The organism is Exiguobacterium sp. s63 (assembly GCF_018617335.1).
Classification (GTDB): Bacteria; Bacillota; Bacilli; order Exiguobacteriales; family Exiguobacteriaceae; genus Exiguobacterium.
Genome location: NZ_JACSKB010000001.1, coordinates 771463 through 785132 on the forward strand (window position 1 = coordinate 771463; position 13670 = coordinate 785132).

Here is a 13670-nt window from a genome sequence, read left to right on the forward strand (position 1 = left end):
TTATCCCCCTAGTATAAATATCCGAGCAAATCGAGTTTCCCTTCCGTCCATCGCTTATCCCCGACCGATCGAACCATCAATTCTTCGAATGACGCCTCCCCAATCCCGCGTGTCGTTTGATTCTCGTCATCGATTTGAAGCCATGTACATGTATTCGATACCTTTTGAAACCCGATCCGTTCGTAAAGGTCTAGTCGATCTGCGAACAACAGGAGAAAATCGATTGGGTACTCTTCTCCGAGCGCAATGACTTTTTCCATTAGCGCCCGTCCGACCCCACGTCCTCGCACTGCTTCCCGTACGCATAAATCGATGATGCCAAGCACGTGAATCGGAGTTCCATCTATATTCATCACACGAAAATCCAACCCGACTTGTCCGATGATTTGTTGATCCTCATACGCGATGAGCCGAAGATGCGGCAGTTGCTTAAAGTAGCGGCGATTCGGATAAATGGAAGGAAATGAATGCTGTAATAGCTCAATCAGTTCCGTATCCATCGATTCTGAAATGGTCATCTCGAGGTGTTGCTCGATTCTCATAGCCCCTCTCCATCTTTTTGAATACGTTCATAGCGGATGATACTGACTCCGTTTGGCATCAACTGTTGCTCGACTACATCAAGTTGAAGTGGCAAGATGTTTCCATCTGGGAAAAGACGTTTTCCGGAACCAATGATAATCGGATACATAATCAATCGGTATTCATCGATGAGATTGTTTGCAAGTAGCGTATGGACGAGTTCACTGCTGCCCCATACATGTAAATCCGGTCCGTCCTCTTGTTTGAGTCGTTTCAACGCTTCGACCGGTTCTGTCAGAAACGTCGTTGCTTCCCATTGTGAATCATGTGAATGTCTACTAACCACATATTTCACTGCACGGTTGGCTTCCGGCCAAATGTCATTATGTTTTGGCCAATAACTCGCCCATTGGTCATATGTCTTTCGCCCGAGCAACAAATCAAACTCACTATGCATTTGGGTCCGAATCCAAATCCCAAGCTCTTGGCTCGAGAAAAGCTCCGTCCATCCGCCATGCATGAAATCCCCACTCACGTCCTCTTCTTTTCCACCCGGTGCTTGAATGACACCGTCTAACGACAGATGTTCCAGAACAATGATTTTTCTCATCTCCGACTCCCCTTTCGGCTGTTTGCAAAAAAAGCCTCCGATTGATTCAATCGAAGGCATGTTACATTCATCTTATTCTACTTTCTCCATCCACGCCACCGTCTCCACATGCGCCGTATGCGGGAACATGTCGACCGGTGTCACTTCCATCAAGCGATAACCTCGGTCGGCGAGGTAACGCATATCGCGCGCCTGCGTCGCGACGTTACACGAGACGTATACGATTCGCTTCGGTCCCATCTCGACCATCGTCTCAAGGAACGATTCGGCACATCCTTTACGTGGTGGATCGACGACGATGACGTCCGGGTTCACACCGTCTTTCTTCCACTCTGGAAGCACATCTTCCGCCGCGCCACATGCGTACGTCACGTTATCGATCTCATTGACGAGCGCATTCTGTTTCGCGTCCTCGATCGCTTCTGGAACGACTTCAACACCATACACGTGCGCCGCCTTCCGAGCGAGGAAAAGACTGATTGTCCCGATGCCGCAATAGGCATCGACGACTTGTTCCGTACCTGACAATTGTGCGTACTCTAGCGCCTTCCCGTACAACTTCTCCGTTTGGACCGGATTGACTTGGAAGAACGAGTGCGGAGAAATCGTGAACGTGAGTCCTGCGATTTTATCCTCAATCGTCTCATGGCCGTAGAGCAACTTGTTCGTCGTCCCGAGGATGACATTCGTCTTGTCCGGGTTGACGTTTTGCATGATTGACGTCACGTCTGGAAGACGCTCGACGATATCGGCGACGATCTCATTCACGCCTTTTAATTTCGTCGTCTTCGTGATGAGGACGATCATCAGTTCACCCGAATGGTACCCGTAACGGGCCATCACGTGACGGATGACCCCACGTCCTGTCTTCTCGTCATACGCCGGTACGCCACGTGCATCCAACACATCACGGACGACTTGGATCGCCTGATCATTACGCTCATCTTGAATCAAACATTCATTCATCTCGACGATGTCATGGGAACGAGGACGATAGAAGCCTGAGACGAGACGGTCCCCTTCTTGTTTGAACGGGACTTGTGCCTTGTTGCGGTAGCGCCAAGGTTCTGGCATGCCAATCGTGTCATGGACCGGCACGTCGAACTGCCCGAGACGCTTGAGCGCATCGACGACGCGTTCTCGTTTCTGGCGTAGTTGCCCTTCATAGCTGAAGTGTTGCAGCTGGCAGCCGCCACACTGATAAAAGATCGGGCACGGTGGCTCGACGCGGTCGGCACTCGCTTCTTTCACGTTCAACAATCGGGCGAACCCGTACTGCTTGTTCGTCTTCGTCACGACGATTTCGACCGTCTCTCCCGGCAACGCGTTCGGCACGAACAGCGTATAGCCGTCGACACGTGCCACACCCGCCCCTTCGTGGGTCAGGTCGTGGACATGGACATCGAGACGATCGTTCTTTTTCACTGGTAGCATACGAATGCTCCTTCCATTACAAATAGGAATGACTGATGTCGTCATTCCTATCTTTTCACTCTGCTTTATCGAGCGAAACATTGAACAATTGCTTGATCATCTGTTCGCGTTCATATTGTGCATTCAAATCTTCCATTTCGCGGATTCGGGCGTTCGGTGCGAGCACCGTCAAGTGACGGAACAAGTTCCGCATCTCACCTGTGCACTCCCCGCCATACTCGCCGTCGATGTTCAGACTCATCGGCTCGGTCGTCTTCATCCGGACGCGGCTCGTCTTCACGTGCTCGACGAGTGAGCTGGATAAATGCTCACCCCGGAGGAGAAGGCGGACGACGTGGATGAATTCGAACAAGTTACATTTCCGCAAAATGAACAGATCGAACAACCCGTCATTTAATGACGCGTGTGGTGAGATTTTTTCAAATCCACCGACCGAGTTCGAGTTCGATGTAAGGAAGACCATGACTTCGCCTTGGAACGTCCCTTCATCGTGCTCAAGTTCGATGTACGTCGGTTTGATGAGTGGAAGTTTCTCCATTCCCTTCACGTAATAGGCGAGCTGTCCGAGTGCCGTCTTCAACTTCGATGGCACCTCATACGAGAGTTCAGTCATGATACCGCCGCCTGCGATATTGATGAAATAGTGGATGTCACCTTTCTCGCCTTCGATTTCCCCGAGGTCGACCGGCATCTCGAACCCGTCACAGATGACGTCGAGTGCACCGACCACACTTAGTGGGATCCGTATCGCCCGAGCGAAGTCGTTCGTCGTCCCGACCGGAATGAGTCCAATCGTCGGACGATTCTCTAGCGGGGCGAGCCCGGAGATGACTTCGTTCAATGTCCCGTCTCCACCTGCGGCGATGATGAGGTCGAACTCGGCCGCTGAGGCCCGTTTTGCTTCGAGCGTGGCATCACCAATCGCTTTCGTCGCATACGTCGACGTCTCATAACCCGCATCCTCGAGGCGGTTCAAAATGTACGGGAGTTCCCGTTTGATCACTTCTTTACCAGATGTCGGGTTATAAATGACCCGCGCACGTTTCCGTTGCATATTGATTCTCTCCCCTGTGCTCAACTCGAGCGAAAAGCGAGACACAAGTGTCTCGCCGCCTGCTTAGCGTTTTGCCATCTCTTCGTGGAACAAGCCATCGAGGAGTGCCGGGTTCGCCATCCCTTTCGTCTGTTTCATGATTTGGCCGATGATGAAGCCTTTCGCACGGTCTTTCCCGTTCTTGAAGTCTTCGATCATTTGCGGGTGTGCCTCGAACAATTCGAGGATGTAGCCGCGGAGCAAGTTCTCGTCCGAGATTTGGGCGAGACCGTTCGCTTCGACATACGCTTTCGGCTCAGCTCCTTCTTCCATCATCGCCGTGAAGACACGCTTCGCGATCTTCGATGAAATCGTCCCTTCCGCAATCAAGCGGATGAGCTCAGCGAGTGCTTCCGGTGTCAACTTCATCGTCTCGACCGTTTCATTCGTCTTATTCAAATGACCGAGCACTTCACCCATGAGCCAGTTCGCTGCCGCTTTTGGCTCCGCTCCGGCCGCTGTCGTCGCTTCGAAGAAGTCTGAGAACTCACGCGTTGACGTGAGGGCTTTCGCGTCGTATGCCGAGAGACCGTATTGGCTCATGTAGCGTTCACGACGTGCTGCCGGCATCTCTGGGATCGTCGCGCGGATGCGCTCTTTCCATGCCTCATCGATTTCAAGACGGACGAGGTCCGGTTCTGGGAAGTAACGATAGTCCGCTGCCCCTTCTTTGACACGCATGAGAATCGTCTTTTTCGCCGCTTCGTCGTAACGGAGCGTCTCTTGACGCATGACGCCACCTGAGAGAAGCAATTTGCGATGACGCGTTTCTTCATAGTCGAGTGCCTTCAAGACGTTTGAGAACGAATTCAAGTTCTTGAGCTCTGTCTTCGTACCGAACTTCTCCTGTCCGAATGGACGGACCGAGATGTTACAGTCACAACGAAGTGAACCCTCTTCCATCTTGACGTCCGAGACGCCAGCGAACGAGAGGACTTCTTTCAAGCGCTCGAGGTATGCGACCGCGTCTTTCGGTGAGCGCATGTCCGCTTCACTGACAATCTCGATGAGCGGTGAACCGGTCCGGTTGAAGTCGACGACCGAGTGTTTCTCGCCCGTATGGTTCATCTTCCCGGCATCTTCTTCCAAGTGCACGCGCTCGATGCGGAATCGTTTGATCTCGCCGTCCACTTCGACGTCGACGTGACCGTTCGAACCAATCGGTTTATCGAACTGAGAGATTTGATACGCTTTCGGCGTGTCTGGGTAGAAGTAGTTCTTCCGGTCGAACTTCGTATCTGTCGCAATCTCACAGTTGAGTGCCATTGCCGCCTTGATGGCGAGGTTGACCGCTTCTTCGTTCAATTTAGGCAAGACGCCCGGGTGTCCAAGACAAATCGGACACGTCTGTGTATTCGTTTCGGCACCGTAAGTGCGTGAGCAGCCACACCAAATCTTCGACTTCGTGCTCAGCTCGGCGTGCACCTCGATCCCGATGATCGTTTCAAAGTTCATCGTACGTCCTCCTTAGAGCTGTGGCATCTTGAAACCGCCGTTTGCTTGTTCAAAAGCATGGGCCACGCGGTAAAGTGTTGATTCATCAAAGTAGTTCCCGATAATTTGAAGACCGACCGGGAGACCTTCTGAAAGACCTGCCGGAACTGAGATAGCCGGGATACCGACCAAGTTGACCGGAATCGTCATGATATCGTTCGCGTACATCGTGAGCGGATCGTCGAGCTGTTCACCGAGTTTGAACGCTGTCGTCGGAGCGGTTGGTCCAACGATGGCATCATACTCTTCGAACACTTTCGCGAAGTCCTGCTTCATGAGGGTACGGACTTGTTGGGCTTTCTTGTAGAACGCATCGTAGTAACCAGAGCTGAGGGCATATGTCCCGAGCATGATCCGGCGTTTGACCTCGTCCCCGAACCCTTGTTCACGCGAATACGTGAACACTTCGTCGAGCGTGTCCGCTTCGGCGCGACGTCCATAACGGATGCCGTCGAAACGAGCCAAGTTTGAAGAGGCTTCTGACGAGGCGAGCAAGTAGTACGCCGAGAGGGCATACTTCACAGACGGAATCGAAACCGTCTCGATCGTCGCACCGAGAGATTTGAGCGTCTCGATTGCTTGTTCAATCTGTTCACGGACGCCAGGCGCGACACCTTCTGCCATGAACTCTTCCGGAAGTGCGAACTTCATACCCGTCAAATCCTGGTTGAGCGCTGCCGTATAGTCCGGCACCTCGACCTCAGCCGACGTCGAATCCATGTCGCAATGGCCCGCAATCGTATTCAATAAGTAAGCATTGTCTTCAACGGTACGTGTGAGCGGACCGATTTGGTCAAGTGAAGACGCGAAGGCAACGAGGCCGAAGCGTGAGACAAGACCGTATGTCGGTTTCATCCCGACGACACCACAATATGCGGCTGGTTGACGAATCGAACCACCCGTATCCGAACCGAGGCTGAAAAGGACTTGCCCAGCTGCGACCGATGCCGCTGAACCGCCTGAAGAACCTCCTGGTACACGTGTCGGGTCCCATGGGTTACGAACCGGCTTGAACGCCGAGTTCTCGTTTGACGAACCCATGGCGAACTCGTCCATGTTCAACTTTCCGATTGTGACGGCTCCGGCGTCATGAAGACGCTCGACGACCGTCGCATCGTGTGCCGGGACGAAGTTCTCGAGGAACGTCGAGGCACATGTCGTCCGCATCCCTTTTGTGACGATATTGTCTTTCACACCGATCGGCATCCCGAAGAGCGGGTTGTCTGATGTTTTCGCAAGTTCATCCATACGTTTCGCTTGCTCGAACGCTTCTTCATTGAGCGTTAAGAACGCACCGATTTTATCATCCGTCGCTTCGATGCGATCGAACGATTCTTTGACGAGGTCCGTGACCGTGACTTCGCCTTCTTTTAATAACGTATGCAGTTTCGCTACACCGTGGTCAAATAAACTCATGAAAGGCCTCCTTACTCAAAGACCGCAGGGACACGGACTTGACCGTTCTCCCAGTCAGGCGCCATCCGTTCGACTTCCTCACGTGGAAGCGATGGACGAACCTCGTCTTTGCGTAGTACGTTTTTCAAATCTAGGGCATGGGTCGTCGGTTCGACTCCCGTTGTATCCAGCTCATCGAGTTGCTCGGCGAACTCGAGAATTTTTGTCAATTGCTCCGTGAAGTGCGTCACTTCTTCATCCGTGATCGCAAGTCGGGCAAGTCCGGCGACGTGCCGAACTTCAGCTTCTGTAATACGAGCCAAAATTCCCACCTCCAACAGTTTTCAATACATCGTTCATTATCATACCACTTTTTCATAAGACAAAAAAGGAAATCTATCTCGTTCTAAATCGTCTTCTTTTTAAGAAACTAGGGGAATGTACTCTGAATATTGACCCGCTTTCAAAATCAGCTATACGGTCGGTGACGAATTCTGATTATGCTAAAGATAGAAAAGATTCGTAAGGAGGGATCGTATGTCGATCCGGAATAAACTGATCACTGCGTTTAGTATCATGTTTGTGCTGCTTCTTGTTGTAAGCGGTTACTCTTGGTATGCCTTGAACGCATCAAAAGCAGCCCAGGAGGACATGACCGTCTCTTGGGTACCAGGAATGGATCAAATCCATCAAGTCGATAAACAATTGCTTGAAATTCGCCGTCATCTACTTCGTCACGCACTCGTCGATGACGCGGTGACGAAACAAAATATCGAGCGGGACATTCAAGCATCCGTCGCCATCTTAGAACAACGGATGGACGGCTATGAAGACACGATTATCATGGAAGAAGATCAACAGCTCTTCGATCAAGCAAGTTCCGATTGGGCCAACTTCCAAACCGTTATGATTGAACTCATCCGTATTTCTAACGAAGAAGGGACCGCTGCCGCAGAAACGTATATTCGTGACACGGCGACACCGAGTGCCGATGCACTCTCGAATTCGCTCGGTCTTCTCGTCAACTTGAACCGGGAAGAGATTCAAACAGATACGGCAGCAGCTGCCAAGATGTTTGAGCAAGTACAACTCACACTATTCATCGTCCTCGGGGTCGCCGCTGTCATGACGATTCTCATGATGCTCTTCATCTTCCGCTCCATCTTTGAACCGCTCAAAGAGTTCAAGACGAAGATGCGTGAGCTCGCCACGAGCGAAGGCGATTTGACGACGTCAATCCCTGTGAAGCGCCGCGACGAGTTCGCCGGACTCGCACGCGACTTTAACCAGTTCATCGCGAACTTGCGTCAGTTGATTCTTCAAGTGAACGATGTGACGACTGGCGTGTCAAAACAATCAACCCATATGTATGAAGAGTTGAAAGAACTTGATACGTACATGACGACGACCGCTGCGACGACAGAGGATTTGACCGCCGGCATGCAACAGACGGCGGCGAGCGCTCAAGAGATGAACGCCTCCGCGTCGGATATGGAGCGAACGATTCAACATATCGTGTCCATGGCCGATGAACGGAAAGACGAAGCGAGACAAATCGATGAACGCGCCCTCTCTCTCAAGTCACATGCGGTGGAAGCGAAAGAAAACGCCATCAGCGTCCTTCAATCGACCCGTACGAACTTGGAGAAGGCGATGCAAGATGCGAAAGCCGTGCGTGAGATTGCGACACTCACGAACGACATTCTCGATATCGCCGCGCAGACGAACCTGTTGTCACTCAACGCATCGATTGAAGCGGCACGTGCTGGTGAAGCCGGACGTGGGTTCGCCGTTGTTGCCGATGAGATTCGAAAACTCGCCGAAACGAGCCGGGCAACCGTCGAACGCATTCAAGTTATCTCGACGACCGTCCTCCATTCGGTCGATCATTTGAACGAGAGCTCTGGACAAATGCTCCACTTCCTCGACACGAACGTCTTGAAAGACTATGACCAACTCGAAGAGGCAGCCGGACAGTATAGTACGGACGCAGGACGCTTTGAGACGACCGCGACCGAGTTCGCCACTGCCGCCGGAGAACTTGAACAACTGACGTCGAACATGATTGGCGTCATTCAGGACGTCGCGACGACCGTCAACAACGGTGCGCTCGGTACGCAAGAAATCGCCGAAAAAGTGACGATGTCCGTCGAACGGTTCGCCGAGTTGAACCATGCGACGGAACAGTCGCAACAAAAGATGGAAGAACTCGATTCACTGATTCGCCAATTCAAGGTATGATAAAAACCCGCCGACATGTGCTGTCTGGCGGGTTTTCTCATCAAGCGGCAGATTGCGCCACTTCTTTTTTTCGTTCGAGTTCGAATCGTTTCGTCTCGGCGACAACGACACCTGAGAGGAACAAGAGTCCAATCAAGTTCGGGATCGCCATGAGACCGTTGAACACATCCGAGATGGACCAAATCAAATTCAAGTTCGTCGTCATCGCACCGAGTCCTGCGACTAAAATATAAAGGACACGATACGGGACAATCACTTTTTCCCCAAGTAAATAATACGCTGAACGTTCGCCGTAATAGCACCAACCGAGAACGGTCGAATAGGCGAAGAAGACGAGCGAGATCGTCACGATGATTTCACCGATCGGTCCTAAGAAGTAAGCGAACGAGGCTTGCGTCAAGGCAATTCCTTCAAGCCCTTCCGTATATTGACCACCCATGACAATCGTGAGTCCTGTGATGGAACAGACGATGAGTGTGTCGATCAACACTTGTGTCATCGAGACGAGTGCTTGACGTCCCGGGAAGTCGGTCTTCGCTGCCGCTGCCGCGATCGGTGCAGATCCAAGCCCTGCCTCGTTAGAGAACACACCGCGCGCGACCCCGTAGCGAATCGCGGCACCTAACGCCCCCCCACCGATGGCTTCGGCACTAAATGTACTCGAGAACATCGTCGACAAGGCACCCGGTACCAATTCGAGGTTCATGATGAGAATCACGAGCCCACTCCCGACATATGCGAAAATCATGAAAGGAACGAAGATTCCGACGACTTTCCCGATTGATTTGACACCACCTAAGATGACGAATGCCGTGACCGCCATCATGACGATCCCTGTCACAACCATTGGGACGTTGAACGAATTGTTCAAGGCGAGACTGATCGAGTTCGTCTGGACCCCGTTCCCAATCCCAAAGGCTGCGACCGATGCGAATAAGGCAAACAATATGCCGAGCCACTTTTTCTTTAGACCGTGTTCTAAGTAATACATCGGTCCACCGGCAATCTCACCTCGTTCATCGACGACACGATATTTGACGGCAAGGATGGCCTCGGCGTACTTTGTCGCCATCCCGACGAAACCAGATAACCACATCCAAACGACAGCACCCGGTCCCCCGAGGACAATCGCCGTTGCGACACCGACCATGTTTCCCGTACCGACTGTGGCCGCTAAAGCCGTCATGAGTGCTTGGAAATGAGAGATGTCCCCTCGTTGCTTTTTCTTCGGTTGTTCTTGTTTTGGGATAAATGCCTCTTTCAGACCGACACCAAGTCGCGTCACTTGGATAAATCCGAGACGGACGGTCAGGAAGATTCCTGTCCCCACGAGTAAGATAAGTAAATGTGGCCCCCAGACGAGATTCGATAAACTCGCCAGCCAACTTTCAATTTGATTCACGGTGTTGCTCTCCTCCTACGTTCTTGATTTGAGCGCTCTCCCTTTATTTTTCAGAACATTCACAATCGAGTCAAGGTACACCGCCTAAAGAAAGCGTTTTCAAAACGTTATATAATTGTAATATTTTCCCTGAACCCTTATTCTTAAAAGCTTCTTAAATTTTATTTCGAAATATGATTGTAATATATCTCAGAATTCATAAACAGCGATTTTACAATCCATACGAATCGTTGATCGATAGACTGTACCTCAACGAGAAATCGATTCGTCGCGAAAGAAAAAACCGCTCGTGGCGGCTTTAGAGCAATGACCAAGTACAGGTAGGCGAGACTCCTGAGGGAATAGCAAGCAAAGGGAGACCCAGAAGCGACCGAAAGTCGCGATGCGGCTCACTGCTTGCCCCTAGGAAAGCGAGCCGTGCCTAACTTGGGCACAAAAAAGACTGTAGACGCATAGTTTGTCTACAGTCTGATACGAATTCGTTTTACGACTGAATGGCAGCCACGACTTCTTCAACGTGCCCGTTCACTTTGACGTTGCGCCATTCTTTTTCGATTTGACCGTCCTCACCGATTAAGAAAGTTGAACGGACGATGCCGTAATACTCTTTCCCGTAATTCTTTTTCAATTGCCAGACACCATACGATTCAGACACTTCATGATGCTCGTCGACGAGTAAATCGAACGGAAGGTCATTTTTGGCGATAAAGTTTTGATGCTTCTTCTGACTGTCGGCCGACACCCCGAGGACGACCGCCCCTTCCATCTTCGGCAGAGCATCACGGAAATCGCATGCCTCCGTCGTACAACCGGGTGTCGAATCTCGAGGATAGAAGTATAAGACGACTTTCTTACCGAGATAATCCTTTAATGAAATCATCTCTCCGTTTTGGTTTGGTAATGAAAATGTTGGTGCATTCATCTGTTTTCCTCCTTAGCCAAACGATGGGTCGACGAGTTGTTCGTCATAACCATCAATTGCTTCTTCTAGTTTAGTCTTTAACGGGTCCAGCACTTCGATATACTCGATCGGATCTTCCGTTGCAGCCGCTTTTCGGAGTGTTTCCTCGTTACCTGTGTACCATGTCTCGTACGCTTTAAAATAGTCGGTCATGATGGTTTGGTTCTCTTCGACCGTCAACGTTTCCGCCATGAGCAAGAAGACGTTATTATCCGCCTCGAGCGCCATATAGTCCGTCTGCGCATTGACTTGGTCATAGATCGGACCGGCCTCATCTTCCGGAAGTTCAGCAAGACGGGCGTTCGCTTCGGCATTGACTCCATACTCGTTCGCCTGGACCCCGATGAGCAAATCTCCGACCTCGGCAATCACGTCTTTCGGCAAAGCGGCCGGCGTGATGACGAGTGACCACTCATCGCCTTCCTTCACAGCAACTTTACTGAGCCGGTTCGGGAGCGGATTGCCGTCCGCATCGACCATCTCATGAACAAGAAAAGCCACATCCTCATCTTCATTGACCCATCCTTTATAGATGTCACCTGGTGTGAGCTGACGCGTGACGGCTCCAGTCGCCGGGATATCGGTCAAGCGACCAGCATAATCAATTGCGGTCAATGCCTCGGCATCTCCCGATTCAAGCGCCTTTTGATAGTCTTCATACACTTCCGTGACCGCATCCGGCAACGCACGTTCCGTCTCTTTCACTACCGTCTCTTCCTCGTTCCCGCATGCTCCGAGCATGAAGACAAGGAGAAGCGGAATGAACCATTTTTTCATGTTGTCCGTCCTTTCAAAAGCCGTGTTCTCCCCCATCCTACCATGTCTCGATTTTTCACTCCAATGCCTTGTGTTTCTGGAAAATTGTTTCACTAGGATTTCTACGATAATTTCGATACAATACAGACGTAAGCGCTTTAACGCTCAACATCACTTTAAGGGGGAACGAGAATGATTCCATACAAACATGAACCATTCACAGACTTTACACAAAAAGAGAATGCCGAGGCGATTCAGGCGGCAATCGAGAAAGTGAACGGTGAGCTCGGGAAAGACTATCCGCTCGTAATCGGTGGGGAAAAGGTTACAACGGAAGGAAAAATCACGTCTTATAACCCGGCTAACAAAGAAGAAGTGATCGGTCGCGTCTCAAAAGCGAACCAAGAGCTCGCAGAACGTGCGATGCAAGAAGCACTCACAGCGTTTGACTCATGGCGCCATGTCGACCCAGCTGTCCGCGCCGATGTCTTGTTCAAAGCCGCGAACATCGTCCGCAAACGTAAGCACGAGTTCTCGGCTTACCTCGTCAAAGAAGCAGGTAAACCGTGGAACGAAGCAGATGCGGATACAGCGGAAGCGATCGACTTCATGGAGTACTATGCACGTCAAATGCTCGAACTTAAACCAGGCAAGAAAGTCGAGAGCCGTCCAGGCGAATACAACCGATATGACTACATCCCACTCGGGGTCGGGATCGTCATCAGCCCATGGAACTTCCCGTTCGCAATCATGGCCGGTACAGCGGTTGCGGCCATCGTTGCCGGTAACACGATTCTCTTGAAACCAGCTTCGACGACACCGATCGTCGCGGCGAAATTCGTCGAAGTGATGGAAGAGGCAGGTCTTCCAAAAGGCGTGCTCAACTTCATCCCAGGACCGGGTGCAGAAGTCGGGGACTATCTCGTCGACCATCCGAAGACACGTTTCATCAGCTTCACGGGATCGCGTGATGTGGGACTCCGCATCAACGAACGTGCCTCTAAATTGAACGAAGGTCAAATTTGGCTCAAACGCGTGATCGCGGAGATGGGCGGAAAAGATACGATCGTCGTCGACGAATCAGCCGACCTCGAGCTCGCAGCACAGTCGATCGTGAAATCGGCATTCGGTTTCTCTGGTCAGAAATGTTCAGCTTGTTCGCGTGCCGTCATCGTCGACAGCGTATACGATACGGTACTTGATCGCGTCGTCGAACTCACGAACGAACTCTCTGTCGGAAACACAGAGAAGAACGAACACTTCATGGGACCGGTCATCGATGCAGCTGCCTTCAAGAAAATCACATCGTACTTCGATGTCGCTAAAGAAGAAGGACGCATCGTCGCAGGTGGAAAAGCTGATGATTCAACAGGCTACTTCATCGAGCCGACTGTCGTCGCAGACGTAGACCCGAAAGCGCGTCTCATGCAAGAAGAGATCTTCGGACCTGTCGTCGCCTTCACAAAAGCGAAAGACTTCAAAGAAGCGATCGATATCGCGAACAACACAGAGTACGGCTTGACTGGTGCGGTCCTCACACGCGACCGGATGAATCAAGAATACGCTCGTCAAAACTTCCACGTCGGGAACCTTTACTTCAACCGTGGTTGCACAGGCGCAATCGTCGGCTATCAGCCGTTCGGTGGATTCAACATGTCAGGTACGGATTCAAAAGCAGGTGGCCCGGATTACATCCAACTCCACATGCAAGCGAAAACGACATCTGAAACGTTCTAATCAATAAAAGAGACGTTCCCTCGGG

12 protein-coding genes are annotated in these 13670 nt (G+C 51.4%); 2 read left to right on the top strand and 10 right to left on the bottom strand.

The window, feature by feature from the left end:
- Positions 1–8: 8 nt before the first annotated feature.
- The 7 genes from KNO90_RS03985 to gatC form a co-directional block, all read right to left on the bottom strand.
- On the bottom strand, positions 9–542 hold the full coding sequence (locus KNO90_RS03985) for a GNAT family N-acetyltransferase (protein ID WP_214741827.1): 534 nt from the start codon (positions 540–542) through the stop codon (positions 9–11).
- The gene (locus KNO90_RS03990; RefSeq protein ID WP_214741829.1) at positions 539–1132 is read right to left on the bottom strand and encodes a dihydrofolate reductase family protein; all 594 of its coding nucleotides are present in this window, start codon (positions 1130–1132) and stop codon (positions 539–541) included. The genes KNO90_RS03985 and KNO90_RS03990 overlap by 4 nt, the downstream gene beginning before the upstream one ends.
- A 72-nt stretch (positions 1133–1204) precedes the next feature.
- The gene (rlmD, locus tag KNO90_RS03995) at positions 1205–2566 is read right to left on the bottom strand and encodes a 23S rRNA (uracil(1939)-C(5))-methyltransferase RlmD (RefSeq protein WP_214741831.1); all 1362 of its coding nucleotides are present in this window, start codon (positions 2564–2566) and stop codon (positions 1205–1207) included.
- Between the two features lie 55 nt (positions 2567–2621).
- Complete coding sequence (locus KNO90_RS04000; protein WP_215113040.1) at positions 2622–3620, bottom strand: diacylglycerol kinase; 999 nt, start codon at positions 3618–3620, stop codon at positions 2622–2624.
- A gap of 63 nt (positions 3621–3683) precedes the next feature.
- On the bottom strand, positions 3684–5114 hold the full coding sequence (gatB, locus tag KNO90_RS04005; RefSeq protein WP_214741833.1) for an Asp-tRNA(Asn)/Glu-tRNA(Gln) amidotransferase subunit GatB: 1431 nt from the start codon (positions 5112–5114) through the stop codon (positions 3684–3686).
- A gap of 12 nt (positions 5115–5126) precedes the next feature.
- Positions 5127–6569: an Asp-tRNA(Asn)/Glu-tRNA(Gln) amidotransferase subunit GatA gene (gatA, locus tag KNO90_RS04010; protein ID WP_215113041.1), complete on the bottom strand. Its 1443-nt coding sequence runs from the start codon at positions 6567–6569 to the stop codon at positions 5127–5129.
- 11 nt (positions 6570–6580) lie between these two features.
- Entirely contained in the window at positions 6581–6871 is a 291-nt protein-coding gene (gene gatC / locus KNO90_RS04015) for an Asp-tRNA(Asn)/Glu-tRNA(Gln) amidotransferase subunit GatC (RefSeq protein WP_012727041.1), read from the bottom strand.
- Positions 6872–7085: 214 nt separating this feature from the next.
- On the opposite strand from gatC, the gene KNO90_RS04020 reads away from it, so the two are divergent.
- Positions 7086–8789: a methyl-accepting chemotaxis protein gene (locus tag KNO90_RS04020; RefSeq protein WP_214741837.1), complete on the top strand. Its 1704-nt coding sequence runs from the start codon at positions 7086–7088 to the stop codon at positions 8787–8789.
- 40 nt (positions 8790–8829) lie between these two features.
- Here the strand turns inward: KNO90_RS04020 and KNO90_RS04025 are convergent, their stop codons facing one another.
- From KNO90_RS04025 to KNO90_RS04035, 3 genes are all read right to left on the bottom strand, one after another.
- Positions 8830–10191, bottom strand: coding sequence for an alanine/glycine:cation symporter family protein (locus KNO90_RS04025; RefSeq protein ID WP_214777777.1), 1362 nt, complete (start codon positions 10189–10191; stop codon positions 8830–8832).
- A gap of 484 nt (positions 10192–10675) precedes the next feature.
- Complete coding sequence (bcp, locus tag KNO90_RS04030; RefSeq protein WP_215113042.1) at positions 10676–11113, bottom strand: thioredoxin-dependent thiol peroxidase; 438 nt, start codon at positions 11111–11113, stop codon at positions 10676–10678.
- Positions 11114–11125: 12 nt separating this feature from the next.
- A complete protein-coding gene (locus KNO90_RS04035) occupies positions 11126–11929 on the bottom strand; it encodes a hypothetical protein (protein ID WP_215113043.1) in 804 nt (267 codons plus the stop codon).
- A 171-nt stretch (positions 11930–12100) separates the two neighbouring features.
- On the opposite strand from KNO90_RS04035, the gene pruA reads away from it, so the two are divergent.
- Positions 12101–13645, top strand: coding sequence for an L-glutamate gamma-semialdehyde dehydrogenase (pruA, locus tag KNO90_RS04040; RefSeq protein WP_214741845.1), 1545 nt, complete (start codon positions 12101–12103; stop codon positions 13643–13645).
- Positions 13646–13670: the final 25 nt, after the last annotated feature.

Coding starts and splice junctions, on each gene's coding strand:
- KNO90_RS03985 (WP_214741827.1), bottom strand. CDS start 542: ATGAGAATCGAGCAACACCTCGAGATGACCATTTCAGAATCGATGGAT.
- KNO90_RS03990 (WP_214741829.1), bottom strand. CDS start 1,132: ATGAGAAAAATCATTGTTCTGGAACATCTGTCGTTAGACGGTGTCATT.
- rlmD (WP_214741831.1), bottom strand. CDS start 2,566: ATGCTACCAGTGAAAAAGAACGATCGTCTCGATGTCCATGTCCACGAC.
- KNO90_RS04000 (WP_215113040.1), bottom strand. CDS start 3,620: ATGCAACGGAAACGTGCGCGGGTCATTTATAACCCGACATCTGGTAAA.
- gatB (WP_214741833.1), bottom strand. CDS start 5,114: ATGAACTTTGAAACGATCATCGGGATCGAGGTGCACGCCGAGCTGAGC.
- gatA (WP_215113041.1), bottom strand. CDS start 6,569: ATGAGTTTATTTGACCACGGTGTAGCGAAACTGCATACGTTATTAAAA.
- KNO90_RS04020 (WP_214741837.1), top strand. CDS start 7,086: ATGTCGATCCGGAATAAACTGATCACTGCGTTTAGTATCATGTTTGTG.
- bcp (WP_215113042.1), bottom strand. CDS start 11,113: ATGAATGCACCAACATTTTCATTACCAAACCAAAACGGAGAGATGATT.
- KNO90_RS04035 (WP_215113043.1), bottom strand. CDS start 11,929: ATGAAAAAATGGTTCATTCCGCTTCTCCTTGTCTTCATGCTCGGAGCA.
- pruA (WP_214741845.1), top strand. CDS start 12,101: ATGATTCCATACAAACATGAACCATTCACAGACTTTACACAAAAAGAG.